The sequence below is a fragment of the Klebsiella sp. MS 92-3 genome, assembly GCF_000195655.1.
GTDB classification, from domain to species: Bacteria; Pseudomonadota; Gammaproteobacteria; order Enterobacterales; family Enterobacteriaceae; genus Klebsiella; species Klebsiella pneumoniae.
Map to the genome: position 1 here is coordinate 5,765 of NZ_GL882756.1, position 11,838 is coordinate 17,602.

14 protein-coding genes are annotated in these 11,838 nt (G+C 56.6%); 11 read left to right on the forward strand and 3 right to left on the reverse strand.

Annotated features, from left to right (window positions below):
- Positions 1-287: 287 nt before the first annotated feature.
- The 9 genes from ptsG to HMPREF9538_RS21820 all read left to right on the forward strand — a co-directional run bounded on the left by ptsG (position 288) and on the right by HMPREF9538_RS21820 (position 8,082).
- Positions 288-1,721 (forward strand): PTS glucose transporter subunit IIBC, encoded by a 1,434-nt coding sequence (ptsG, locus tag HMPREF9538_RS21855; protein ID WP_009484239.1) that lies wholly within the window; start codon positions 288-290, stop codon positions 1,719-1,721.
- 261 nt (positions 1,722-1,982) lie between these two features.
- Positions 1,983-2,339 (forward strand): purine nucleoside phosphoramidase, encoded by a 357-nt coding sequence (hinT, locus tag HMPREF9538_RS21850; protein ID WP_002900681.1) that lies wholly within the window; start codon positions 1,983-1,985, stop codon positions 2,337-2,339.
- A 4-nt stretch (positions 2,340-2,343) separates the two neighbouring features.
- On the forward strand, positions 2,344-2,718 hold the full coding sequence (locus HMPREF9538_RS21845) for a YcfL family protein (RefSeq protein WP_002900683.1): 375 nt from the start codon (positions 2,344-2,346) through the stop codon (positions 2,716-2,718).
- A gap of 21 nt (positions 2,719-2,739) precedes the next feature.
- On the forward strand, positions 2,740-3,378 hold the full coding sequence (gene lpoB / locus HMPREF9538_RS21840; protein WP_014342994.1) for a penicillin-binding protein activator LpoB: 639 nt from the start codon (positions 2,740-2,742) through the stop codon (positions 3,376-3,378).
- The gene (thiK, locus tag HMPREF9538_RS0127010) at positions 3,359-4,186 is read left to right on the forward strand and encodes a thiamine kinase (protein ID WP_020316860.1); all 828 of its coding nucleotides are present in this window, start codon (positions 3,359-3,361) and stop codon (positions 4,184-4,186) included. The genes lpoB and thiK overlap by 20 nt, the downstream gene beginning before the upstream one ends.
- A 23-nt stretch (positions 4,187-4,209) precedes the next feature.
- Positions 4,210-5,220: a beta-N-acetylhexosaminidase gene (nagZ, locus tag HMPREF9538_RS21835; protein WP_004147935.1), complete on the forward strand. Its 1,011-nt coding sequence runs from the start codon at positions 4,210-4,212 to the stop codon at positions 5,218-5,220.
- Positions 5,221-5,255: 35 nt separating this feature from the next.
- Entirely contained in the window at positions 5,256-5,798 is a 543-nt protein-coding gene (ycfP, locus tag HMPREF9538_RS21830) for an alpha/beta hydrolase YcfP (protein WP_002900775.1), read from the forward strand.
- 245 nt (positions 5,799-6,043) lie between these two features.
- Positions 6,044-7,348 (forward strand): NAD(P)/FAD-dependent oxidoreductase, encoded by a 1,305-nt coding sequence (locus HMPREF9538_RS21825; protein ID WP_002900778.1) that lies wholly within the window; start codon positions 6,044-6,046, stop codon positions 7,346-7,348.
- 194 nt (positions 7,349-7,542) lie between these two features.
- On the forward strand, positions 7,543-8,082 hold the full coding sequence (locus tag HMPREF9538_RS21820; protein ID WP_002900781.1) for a glycine zipper 2TM domain-containing protein: 540 nt from the start codon (positions 7,543-7,545) through the stop codon (positions 8,080-8,082).
- A gap of 57 nt (positions 8,083-8,139) precedes the next feature.
- Here the strand turns inward: HMPREF9538_RS21820 and HMPREF9538_RS21815 are convergent, their stop codons facing one another.
- Entirely contained in the window at positions 8,140-10,329 is a 2,190-nt protein-coding gene (locus HMPREF9538_RS21815) for a TonB-dependent siderophore receptor (protein WP_020316863.1), read from the reverse strand.
- Between the two features lie 68 nt (positions 10,330-10,397).
- Here HMPREF9538_RS21815 and HMPREF9538_RS32085 point away from each other — a divergent pair, with 68 nt between their 5' ends.
- A complete protein-coding gene (locus HMPREF9538_RS32085) occupies positions 10,398-10,520 on the forward strand; it encodes a hypothetical protein (RefSeq protein WP_009484243.1) in 123 nt (40 codons plus the stop codon).
- A 52-nt stretch (positions 10,521-10,572) separates the two neighbouring features.
- On the opposite strand, the gene HMPREF9538_RS21805 is transcribed toward HMPREF9538_RS32085, so the two are convergent.
- A complete protein-coding gene (locus HMPREF9538_RS21805) occupies positions 10,573-11,208 on the reverse strand; it encodes a TetR/AcrR family transcriptional regulator (RefSeq protein WP_004140640.1) in 636 nt (211 codons plus the stop codon).
- Positions 11,205-11,360, reverse strand: coding sequence for a hypothetical protein (locus HMPREF9538_RS32090; RefSeq protein WP_004147941.1), 156 nt, complete (start codon positions 11,358-11,360; stop codon positions 11,205-11,207). Before HMPREF9538_RS32090 ends, HMPREF9538_RS21805 begins: the two co-directional genes overlap by 4 nt.
- Positions 11,361-11,457: 97 nt before the next feature.
- On the opposite strand from HMPREF9538_RS32090, the gene bhsA reads away from it, so the two are divergent.
- Positions 11,458-11,715 (forward strand): multiple stress resistance protein BhsA, encoded by a 258-nt coding sequence (gene bhsA, locus HMPREF9538_RS21795; RefSeq protein ID WP_002900788.1) that lies wholly within the window; start codon positions 11,458-11,460, stop codon positions 11,713-11,715.
- Positions 11,716-11,838: the final 123 nt, after the last annotated feature.

Genomic DNA, 11,838 nt, shown 5'->3' on the forward strand with positions numbered 1-11,838 from the left:
AAAAAAAAAAAAAAAAAAAAAAAAAAGACGACCAACCCCCCACAACAAAAGGGGGGGGGGGTGAAGGTTTTTTAGCAACATCTGGATACAATTTATGTAAGTTGATGTAAATTTTTACCGGAAGGCTGATTGAAACGTGATAGCCGTCAAACAATCATCCCGTTAATTATTTTACTCTGTGTAATAAATAAAGGGCGCTTAGATGTCCTGTCCACGGCACGGTTCTCCCCCCGGGCCAATGCGTGAAAGCGTAAAAAAGTACCAAATACTCAGGAGCACTCTCAATTATGTTTAAGAATGCATTTGCTAACCTGCAGAAGGTCGGTAAATCGCTGATGCTGCCGGTATCCGTACTGCCTATCGCAGGTATCCTGCTGGGCGTCGGTTCCGCTAACTTCAGCTGGCTGCCAGCCGTGGTCTCCCACGTTATGGCAGAAGCAGGCGGTTCAGTTTTCGCCAATATGCCGCTGATCTTCGCTATCGGTGTGGCCCTCGGCTTCACCAATAACGACGGTGTATCCGCACTGGCTGCAGTCGTGGCTTACGGCATCATGGTGAAAACCATGGCGGTTGTTGCGCCGCTGGTGCTGCATTTACCTGCTGACGAGATTGCGGCAAAACACCTTGCTGATACCGGCGTGCTTGGCGGTATTATCTCCGGTGCTATCGCCGCCTACATGTTCAACCGCTTCTATCGCATCAAGCTGCCAGAATATCTCGGCTTCTTTGCGGGCAAGCGTTTTGTGCCGATTATCTCTGGTCTGGCCGCTATCTTCACCGGCGTGATCCTCTCCTTCATTTGGCCGCCGATCGGCTCCGCGATCCAAACCTTCTCCCAGTGGGCTGCTTATCAGAACCCAGTGGTGGCGTTTGGTATCTACGGTTTCATCGAACGTTGCCTGGTGCCGTTTGGTCTGCATCACATCTGGAACGTTCCTTTCCAGATGCAGATCGGCGAATACACCAACGCGGCTGGTCAGGTGTTCCACGGCGATATCCCGCGCTACATGGCAGGCGACCCGACGGCGGGCAAACTGTCTGGCGGCTTCCTGTTCAAAATGTATGGTCTGCCGGCAGCGGCTATCGCTATTTGGCACTCTGCTAAACCGGAAAACCGCGCCAAAGTGGGCGGCATCATGATCTCCGCCGCGCTGACCTCGTTCCTGACCGGTATCACCGAGCCGATCGAGTTCTCGTTCATGTTCGTGGCGCCGATACTGTACGTTATCCATGCCATTCTGGCGGGCCTGGCGTTCCCGATCTGTATCCTGCTGGGTATGCGTGACGGTACCTCGTTCTCTCACGGTCTGATCGACTTTATCGTGCTGTCCGGTAACAGCAGCAAGCTGTGGCTGTTCCCGATTGTTGGTATCTGCTATGCGATCGTGTACTACGTCATTTTCCGTGTGCTGATTAAAGCCCTGGATCTGAAAACACCGGGTCGTGAAGACACCACCGAAGAGAGCAAAGCTGGCGCCACCAGCGAGATGGCTCCGGCTCTGGTCGCCGCTTTCGGCGGTAAAGAGAACATCACCAACCTCGACGCATGTATTACCCGTCTGCGTGTTAGCGTGGCGGATGTAGCGAAAGTTGACCAGGCTGGCCTGAAAAAACTGGGCGCCGCTGGCGTGGTAGTGGCAGGTTCTGGCGGACAGGCCATCTTCGGTACCAAGTCCGATAACCTGAAAACTGAAATGGATGAGTACATCCGTAACAGTTAAGACGTAGTATCGGGGAGACTAAGGCAGCCAACTGGCTGCCTTTTTTATGCGCTAAAGTCGGTGCCCCACAAGCGATAACCCTGAAAACAGTCCGCCATATGCTTATTCCCTCAGCAGCTAAGTCTATAGTTGAATAAGAAAAAGAGCTTTCAGGTTGAAAGAGAGGGAGAATGTCGCTCATACTCTTAGCGGAACCTGTGCGTCCGCGTTTATCTGCAGAAGCAGGCCAGCGCACGGGATAAAACTTATAAGGAATCAGTCATGGCAGAAGAAACGATTTTCAGCAAAATCATTCGCCGGGAGATCCCGTCGGATATTGTCTATCAGGATGAGCTTGTGACCGCTTTTCGCGACATCTCCCCGCAGGCGCCCACCCATATTCTGATTGTCCCGAATGTTCTGATTCCTACCGTAAATGACGTCACCGCTGAACATGAGCTGGCGCTGGGCCGGATGATGACCGTCGCGGCGAAGATCGCCCGCGATGAAGGTCTTGCCGACGATGGCTATCGGTTGATCGTCAACTGCAACCGCCACGGCGGCCAGGAAGTGTACCATATCCATATGCATCTGCTGGGCGGTCGTCCGCTTGGCCCGATGCTGGCGCACAAAGGCTAACGTCATGCTCAGGACCCTTTTGGGCGCGTGTCTGGCGGCGGGGCTACTCGCCGGGTGTAGTTCACACCCGGAGATCCCGGTTTCTGACCAGCAGGCGCTGGTGATGGAGTCGAGCGTGCTGGCGGCGGGGATCAGCGCCAGCGAGCCTGCCGTCGTGGCGACAGAGATTCAGGCTACCGCCTCCTCAACGCTATATAACGAGCGCCAGCAGCCGGTTACCGTGCACTATCGTTTTTTCTGGTATGACGCCCGAGGGCTGGAGATGCATCCGCTGGACGCGCCGCGCACCATCGTGGTACCGGCCCGCTCCTCGGTCACGTTATATGGCAGCGCCAATATCCTGGGGGCGCATAAGGCCCGCCTTTATCTTTATCTGTAAGGGGTAATTATAATGATGAAAATGTGTCGCTATGCGTTAATCACAGCACTGGCGATATTCCTCGCAGGCTGTGCGGGGTTGCGGGAGCAGCCCGCGCCGGTAGAAGAGGCCAAACCGCAGCCGCAGCAGCCTGCGCAGCCGCAGCCCACGGTGCCGACTGTACCGGCGGTGCCCTCTGTCCCGGCGCAGCCTGGGCCGATTGAGCATCAGGATCAGCAGTCGGGTCAGCCGGCGCCGCGCGTGCGTCATTATGACTGGAACGGCGCGGTTCAGCCGCTGGTGGGGCAGATGCTGCAGGCGAGTGGGGTCAATGCCGGCAGTATTCTGCTGGTTGACAGCGTGAACAACCGCACCAACGGTTCGCTGAATGCTGGAGAAGCCACCACTGCGCTACGTAGTGCGCTGGCCGGTAACGGCAAATTTACCCTGGTATCGGCGCAGCAGCTGGCGGTCGCCAAGCAGCAGCTGGGCCTGTCGCCGCAGGACAGCCTCGGCAGCCGCAGCAAAGCCATGGGCATCGCCCGCAACGTGGGCGCGCAGTATGTGCTTTACTCCAATGCCACCGGCAACGTCAACGCGCCTGAGCTGAAAATGCAGCTCATGCTGGTGCAAACCGGTGAGATAATCTGGTCAGGTAAAGGTGCTGTTCAGCAACAATAAGCTAACGCGCGACGAGCTCTTGTCGCGCTTCTTTCCCCATTATCATCCTGTCGCCTCGCTGAGCCAGAGTGGCCTCAGCGGCGGCAGTGTGATTATCAGCGACGGCGACCGGCGGCACGTGCTGCGTCAGCCGCACGATCCGTCTGCCGCCACTTACTATTTTCGCCGTCAGTATCACGCACTCCGCCGACTGCCTGCCAGGCTGGCACCAACCCCGCTGTTTTACTCACCCTGCTGGATGGTGGTGGAGTATTGCGCAGGGGAAGTGAAAAGCGAGTTACCGGCCTCCCCGCAGCTGTCAGGCTTATTGTATGATTTGCATCAGCAACCGCGGTTTGGCTGGCGGGTTAGCCTCATACCACTGCTGGCCCAGTACTGGCAGAGGTGCGATCCGGCGCGGCGCAAGCCGCGTTGGCTGCGCTGGCATCAGCGGCTGCGCCGCCAGGGCGAGCCCCGTCCCCTGCGGCTGGCGCCGCTGCACATGGACGTCCATGCCGGCAATATTATTCATAATGAGTCCGGCCTGAGGCTGATCGACTGGGAATATGCCGGCGATGGCGATATCGCGCTGGAGCTGGCCGCGGTGTGGATCACGCCTGGCGAGCGCCGTCGGCTGGTAGAAGCGTATGCCCGGCGGGCGGCCATCGACGCGCAGCTGCTTTGGCGGCAGGTTGCACTCTGGCGCCCGTGGGTACTGCTGCTGATGGCGGGCTGGTATGAAATGCGCTGGCGGCAGAGCGGGGACCGGCAATTTATCACGCTGGCAGATGAAATATGGTGTCAGTTAGACAACGAACGTAAAGGATAAGAGAGGTCAGTGTGGGCCCAGTGATGTTGGATGTCGAAGGGTATGAGCTGGATGCGGAAGAGCGAGAGATTCTGGCGCATCCGCTGGTGGGAGGGTTGATCCTCTTTACCCGAAATTATCACGATCCGGCGCAGCTGCGCGAGCTGGTGCGCCAGATCCGCGACGCCTCCCGGAACCATCTGGTGGTGGCGGTCGATCAGGAAGGGGGGCGGGTTCAGCGTTTCCGCGAAGGGTTTACCCGTTTACCGGCGGCCCAGTCTTTCGCCGCGCTGCTGGGGATGGAAGAGGGGGGCAAACTGGCCGCCGAAGCCGGCTGGCTGATGGCCAGCGAAATGATCGCCATGGATATCGATATTAGTTTTGCGCCAGTGCTGGACGTCGGCCATATCAGCGCCGCAATCGGCGAACGTTCTTATCATGAAGATCCGCAGAAAGCGCTGACGATGGCGCGTCACTTCATTGACGGGATGCACGCCGCGGGCATGAAAACCACCGGCAAACACTTCCCGGGTCACGGGGCGGTGACTGCCGATTCGCACAAAGAGACGCCGTTCGATCCGCGGGCGGCATCGGTTATCCGCGACCATGATATGGCGGTGTTCAAAAGCCTTATCGCCGAGCAGCGTCTGGATGCCATTATGCCGGCGCATGTGATTTACCCGGAGCTCGATCCGCGTCCGGCCAGCGGCTCGGCGTACTGGCTGAAAACGGTGCTGCGCGGCGAACTGGGCTTTGACGGGGTGATTTTCTCCGACGATCTGTCGATGGAAGGGGCGGCGATCATGGGCAGCTATGCCGAACGCGGTCAGGCATCGCTCGACGCCGGTTGCGATATGATCCTCGTCTGCAATAATCGTAAAGGCGCGGTCAGTGTGCTGGATAACCTGTCGCCGATCAAAGCAGAGCGTGTTACGAAATTGTATCATAAAGGTTCCTTTTCCCGTCAGGAGTTAAGGGATTCAGCCCGTTGGAAAACGGTGAGTGCCCAGCTGGAGCAGCTTCATGCGCGCTGGCAAGAGGCGAAGTCCGCGTAACGCTCTACGGGGCGTTGTTGTCTGGTGAGGATGCGATGATTATCTATTTACACGGTTTTGACTCGAACAGCCCCGGTAACCATGAGAAGGTGATGCAGCTGCAGTTTATCGACCCGGATGTGCGGTTGATTAGCTACAGCACGCGGCATCCCAAGCACGATATGCAGCATTTGCTGAAAGAGGTCGATAAAATGCTGCAGCTCACTGCCGATGACCGGCCGCTGATCTGCGGCGTCGGCCTTGGCGGCTACTGGGCGGAGCGGATTGGTTTTCTGTGCGATATCCGCCAGGCGGTGTTCAATCCAAACCTGTTTCCGCATGAGAACATGGAAGGCAAAATCGACCGACCGGAAGAGTATGCTGACATCGCCACCAAGTGCGTGACCAACTTCCGCGAGAAGAACCGCGATCGCTGCCTGGTGGTGCTTTCCCGCCAGGACGAGGCGTTGGACAGCCAGCGTTCCGCCGATCTCCTGCACCACTATTATGAAATTATCTGGGATGAAGAGCAGACCCATAAGTTTAAAAATATCTCGCCGCATCTGCAGCGGCTGAAAGCGTTTAAAACCCTCGGCTAACTGCTTTTCCCTTGTTCCCAAACCCGCGTCGGGTTCACCACGCGGGTTTTTTCATGTCTACACTTATTGGTTTCGCTGAAAAAATACGCGACAAAACTTGATGCACATCAATTTTGGTATGACCAATGCACCGTTCATGGTATTCTCGACAGTGCTGAATGGTTTCATTAACGTAACTTGTTGTTAAATAAAGGCTATTTCAATAACTTTTATTTAACAATTGGTTAATAATTTTAGGGGTACACATGACTACGCCATTGAAAAAAATCGTAATTGTGGGTGGCGGCGCTGGCGGACTGGAACTGGCAACTCAGCTGGGAAGAAAGTTAGGGCGCCATAAGAAAGCGAAAATCACCCTGGTGGACCGTAACCACAGCCATCTGTGGAAGCCGCTGCTGCACGAAGTGGCCACCGGTTCTCTGGATGAAGGCGTTGATGCGCTGAGCTATCTGGCCCATGCCCGCAACCACGGTTTCCAGTTCCAGCTGGGCTCGGTGGTCGATATCAACCGCGAAGGGAAAACCATCACCCTCGGCGAGCTGCGCAATGAAAAAGGCGAGCTGCTGGTGGCTGAGCGTAAACTGCCGTACGACACGCTGGTCATGGCGTTGGGCAGTACCTCGAATGACTTTAATACCCCTGGCGTAAAAGAGAACTGCATTTTCCTCGACAACCCGCACCAGGCGCGTCGCTTCCATCAGGAAATGCTCAACCTGTTCCTTAAATACTCTGCTAACCTCGGCGCTAACGGTAAAGTAAATATCGCCATCGTCGGCGGCGGCGCCACCGGCGTGGAGCTCTCCGCTGAGTTGCACAATGCGGTGAAACAGCTGCACAGCTACGGCTACAAAGGGCTGACCAACGAAGCGCTGAACGTCACGCTGGTCGAGGCGGGCGAGCGCATTCTGCCTGCGCTGCCGCCGCGCATTTCCGGGGCAGCGCATAATGAGCTGACTAAGCTGGGCGTACGGGTTCTGACGCAGACCATGGTCACCAGCGCGGATGCGGGCGGCCTGCACACTAAAGATGGCGAATATATTGAGGCGGATCTAATGGTCTGGGCGGCGGGGATCAAAGCGCCAGATTTCATGAAAGAGATCGGCGGCCTCGAAACCAACCGTATCAATCAGCTGGTGGTCGAGCCGACGCTGCAGACTACCCGCGATGCGGATATTTTCGCCATCGGCGACTGCGCCTCCTGCGCCCGTCCGGAAGGCGGCTTTGTGCCTCCGCGGGCCCAGGCGGCGCACCAGATGGCTACCTGCGCGCTGAACAACATCCTGGCGCAGATGAAAGGCAAACCGCTGAAGGCATACACCTATAAAGACCATGGCTCGCTGGTGTCGCTGTCAAATTACTCCACCGTCGGCAGCCTGATGGGTAACCTGATGCGCGGTTCGATGATGGTGGAAGGGCGCATTGCGCGCTTCGTGTACATCTCCCTGTACCGTATGCACCAGATTGCTCTGCATGGTTACTTCAAGACCGGCCTGATGATGCTGGTCGGGCGCATCAACCGCATCATTCGCCCGCGCCTGAAGCTGCACTAATCGCTGTCGCGACCCGGAGGCGCGCTCTGAGGGCGCCTCCGGGCTCTTCTGCTGGAACCGCAGAGATCCCGCTCGGAATCCTCTGAATCCCTTTGATTTGCAGCGAATTCTCGCACTTTTCATCCGCTATCTGATTTGCGCCCTCCCGGCTCCGGTTGCAAAATTGTATCAACAGCAACAAAGGAGGAACTCCCGTGAATAAATCTATGTTGGCGGGTATAGGGATAGGCGTGGCTGCCGCGCTGGGCGTTGCAGCTGTCGCTGGTCTCAACGTGTTGGATCGCGGCCCGCAGTATGCGCAAGTGGTCTCCAGTACACCGATTAAAGAAACCGTGAAAACGCCGCGTCAGGAATGCCGCAATGTCACGGTGACTCATCGTCGTCCGGTACAGGATGAAAACCGCATCGCCGGTTCGGTGCTGGGCGCGGTGGCGGGCGGGGTGATTGGCCACCAGTTTGGCGGCGGTCACGGACGCAGCGTGGCGACGGTTGTAGGTGCGCTGGGCGGCGGCTATGCAGGCAACCAGATCCAGGGCGCGATGCAGGACAACGATACCTACACCACCACCCAGCAGCGCTGCAAAACGGTGTATGACAAATCCGATAAAATGCTCGGCTACGATGTGACCTATAAGATAGGCGATCAGCAGGGGAAAATCCGCATGGATCACGATCCCGGCAGCCAGATCCCGCTGGACAACAACGGCCAGCTGGTCCTGAACAACAAAATCTAAAAACAGATTTGTGTAGTGATTAGCCCCTCAATCGCTCAGGCTGAGGGGCTTTTTTTATCAGAAGGTTAAGGCGTAGTTCAGACCAAAGGTGCGGCCACGACCTTTGTACTCATACAGCGATGAACTGCCGTAGGTTGGGCTGTAGAGCAGCGGCGCGCGCTGGCCCCATATAGTCACATAGTCTTCGTTAAGCAGGTTTTCGATACTGAAGGTCAGTTTCCCCACCGGCAGCGCGTAACTACCGATAAAATCGACGGTGTTATAGCCTTCCAGCTTGTTGCCGGCGGCATCGCTGAGGTCAAATACCTGCTGACTCTGCACGCGCAGGCTCCACGGATCCGGCGCCCAGCCCACCCAGGCGGTGGCTTTAGACGGCGAGGCGAGGGTGACGTCCCATTTTTGCCAGCGGCCGTCGGTCTGCACCTGGGATTTCAGCACGTTGAAGTTACCGCCGACGCTCCAGTCGCTATCCGGAATAAAGTAGTCGACCGCCCCCTCAACGCCGTAAATACGCCGTTTGTCGGACTGAACGTCGATGGTCATGTCGGTGCGGTTGACGACAATGGTCTTATCTGAGGTCGAGTAGTACGCCGCCAGCTGGGTGCGCAGGTTATCGCCGGTGTAGCGCCAGCCCAGCTCGTACGAGTTAACTTTGATCCCCTGCAGCGGCGAGTCATCGACGTTGACGCTGGAGATCAGCGGCAGATGACCATTCACCGCAGCGCCATATTTACCGATGCCATAGTATTTACCAGGGTCCGGTAGCTCGACGCCCTGCGAGAAGTTAAACCAGGTTTGTTGACGCTCGGTCAGGTGGGCCACGATCCCGGCGTTAAACAGGAAGTTATCGTAATCGGTTTTGCCGCCTTTGATGGCGTCGGCGGAGCGCGCTTTGCCGTTGGCGATATCCTGCTGCTGGGCGTAGCCGACAAAGTCGTCGACCCGGTTTTCGGTCCACTGGTAGCGTACCCCGCCGCTGACGGTAAAGATATCGTTCAGATCGTAGCTGGACTGCAGGAATGGCGCGACATTGGAAATACTGTATCCCGGGTAGCGGCCGGTTGTGTAGATCGATTCGTTGTGCAACCCGCCGGAGGCCATCGATTGGGGCAGATCGAAGAACATCTGGTTGGCATTAAAGGTCTCATGATCGGCGTCGAGACCCCAGGTGAGATCCCACCCCGCCAGCGGTTGACTGTTGAGGGTCAGCTTGGCCCCATACTGATCGGTATCCTGCTGCGACGAGGAGAAGCTACTGACCTGACCTTTCGTGAGCGTCGGGAACGGATAGAAGGTGAGGGACTCATCGCGATAGTACACCTGGCTCACCAGATTTTGGCCGAAAAAGTCGGCATCGGAGTACTGGAGGCTGATCAGATGGCGTTCGGTGCCGGGGATACGGTCGGAATTGAGCCCGTCGGTGGTATACGCTTTGCCGCCGCTGGTGACCGCGGACATGTTCTTCCCGAGCCACAGACCGTAGTCATCATCGCCCTGGCTTTTATAATACTGGGTGACCAGCTGCAGCTGGCGGTTATCATCGATCTCAATCGTCCCCGTCCCCATCACGTCGAGGCGGTCAGAGTGCTGGAGTCCCGTTTGGGTATTATCGAGGATCAGCGCATCGTTATTGCCGTCGTACCAGCCGCCGAAACGCTGATAGGCTACCGACAAGCGGCCGGATGCGTGGTCTGTTCCGCCGCTGACGGCCGCCGCGACGCGCTCATCATGATCGTTGCTGTTCGCAAAACTGCTCTTGCTGCCCACCTCAAGATCGACCTGACGATCCTGCTGCCCCTTTTTGGTAACGATGTTGATAAGCCCGCCGGTACTGCCCCCGCCGTACAGCGAGGTCGCTCCGGAGATCACTTCGATATGTTCGATGTTGAATGGATCGATGGCGTCGAGCTGGCGGCTGTCGGTGCGTGAGGAGTTGAGCCGGACGCCGTCAATCAGCACGACGATCGCGCGCCCGCGCATGTTCATCCCATAGTTGGTCCGCCCCTGGCTGCTGACGTCGATGCCGGGGATCAGCTGCGCCAGCACGTCTTTGAACTCTTTCCCGCCCTGGACCTGCTGCTCAATCTCCTGGCCCTCAATGACCCAGGTGGTTTGGGCCATTTCGGCCACGGTGCGATGGGTGCGGTTTGCGCTAACGATGATGCTGTCTTCATCAGACTGAGCCGCCAGCGCAGGCAGCGTGCTGGCCAGCAGCAGAGGGTGGAGCACCCAGAGGCGCTTTTTCATATCCATTCCTTTTATGAGCAAGTTGTTTTGTCGTTGTTATGGGCCGGCGTCGGCCGGTATTCGTTACAATGCGAAACATCTGGAAAAACTCAAAAAAGGATTTTGCACATAATGAATATCGCAATCAATATCATTTGCGTTTATCTTGCGCGAGAAAAGATAATAAAAATCAATCTATTTTGTGGGGATAAAGCCAACAGGAGAGCGGATCCGGCGGCAGAATACCGCCGGAAGCAGGGCGCATCAGGACTCGAGGACCTGCGGCCAGAGACGGAGAGTGGTATCGGTGATTTGCATCAGCTTGTCGAAATCCGCGCCTTCCCGGGCGCTAATCGACATCCCCTGCAGAACGCAGTTAAGAAATTGCGCCAGCTGCGCGACATCGCGGCCCGCGGGCAGTTCGCCCTGCGCCTGCCGCTGCTGCAGAAACTGGGTTAGCGCCTGCTCCTGCATCGCATGGCGGGATTTGATGGTATTGGCGATATCCGTCGAGGAGGCGGCCAACGCGGCGGAGGTATTGATGATAAAGCAGCCGGCCGGCGTCTCTTTGCTGGTAAAGCAGGTGGCGACCGCCGTGAAGTAGTCACGCAACGCGCGATCGACGGATTTTCCCTCGGCAAACAGCACGGCTTCGTGCTTCGCGGCAAAGCGCGAAATGTAACGATCCAACACTGCGCGGAATAGGCCTTCTTTATTCACAAATTCCGCATACAGGGTGGGGGCTTTTGCTCCTGTCGCCTCGACCAGATCGGCGAGCGAGGTCGCCTCATAGCCGTGCTGCCAGAAGAGTGTCATGGCTTTGTCCAGCGCCGCATCCCTGTCGAACACCTTCGGTCGGCCACGGCTTTTTTTGGCGCAACTTTGAACGTCAGTTGTCATGGTGCCGTTGTACCTATGTTGGTTTGGTGAAAGGCCATTATAAAAATAAACGATCGCCGGGGCCAGCGCTGTCGGTTTAAAAATAAATAATTCATATATGTATGAAATTTAAGCATTTTATAAATAGTTAAACGATCGTTATAAAAATGCATTGACGTGTGACATAGATCACATTATTATTTACCTATCGATCGTTAAGTTAATGCTTGCGACCCTACTATAAAATTCATCTGCACAGGTATAATAATCATGAAAACCGTTAATACTCTGGCTATTGCCGCCGTTTTAAGTTCCCTTTCTTTCGCCAGCTTTGCCGCTGTAGAGGTGCAGTCCACCCCTGCAGGACAGCATAAAGTAGGCACCATCTCTGCTTCTGCCGGGACTAACCTGGGCTCGCTGGAAGACCAGCTGGCGCAGAAAGCGGATGAGATGGGCGCCACTTCATACCGTATTACTTCGGTAACCGGTCCGAATACCCTTCACGGTACCGCCGTTATCTACAAGTAAGCCCGATGCGTCGCTGCCCGGCCCCCTTCACCGGACGGCGATGAGTAAGACCCTGTTGTACCCCTGTTGTACCCCTGTTTGACCCTTGCCAACAAAAAAAACCCCCCCCCCCCGGGGGGTTTT

Coding starts and splice junctions, on each gene's coding strand:
- HMPREF9538_RS32090 (WP_004147941.1), bottom strand. CDS start 11,360: ATGCATTTTTATAACGATCGTTTAACTATTTATAAAATGCTTAAATTT.
- HMPREF9538_RS21825 (WP_002900778.1), top strand. CDS start 6,044: ATGACTACGCCATTGAAAAAAATCGTAATTGTGGGTGGCGGCGCTGGC.
- bhsA (WP_002900788.1), top strand. CDS start 11,458: ATGAAAACCGTTAATACTCTGGCTATTGCCGCCGTTTTAAGTTCCCTT.
- lpoB (WP_014342994.1), top strand. CDS start 2,740: ATGTGTCGCTATGCGTTAATCACAGCACTGGCGATATTCCTCGCAGGC.
- HMPREF9538_RS21815 (WP_020316863.1), bottom strand. CDS start 10,329: ATGAAAAAGCGCCTCTGGGTGCTCCACCCTCTGCTGCTGGCCAGCACG.
- hinT (WP_002900681.1), top strand. CDS start 1,983: ATGGCAGAAGAAACGATTTTCAGCAAAATCATTCGCCGGGAGATCCCG.
- ycfP (WP_002900775.1), top strand. CDS start 5,256: ATGATTATCTATTTACACGGTTTTGACTCGAACAGCCCCGGTAACCAT.
- ptsG (WP_009484239.1), top strand. CDS start 288: ATGTTTAAGAATGCATTTGCTAACCTGCAGAAGGTCGGTAAATCGCTG.
- HMPREF9538_RS21805 (WP_004140640.1), bottom strand. CDS start 11,208: ATGACAACTGACGTTCAAAGTTGCGCCAAAAAAAGCCGTGGCCGACCG.
- HMPREF9538_RS21845 (WP_002900683.1), top strand. CDS start 2,344: ATGCTCAGGACCCTTTTGGGCGCGTGTCTGGCGGCGGGGCTACTCGCC.
- HMPREF9538_RS32085 (WP_009484243.1), top strand. CDS start 10,398: ATGCGAAACATCTGGAAAAACTCAAAAAAGGATTTTGCACATAATGAA.
- nagZ (WP_004147935.1), top strand. CDS start 4,210: ATGTTGGATGTCGAAGGGTATGAGCTGGATGCGGAAGAGCGAGAGATT.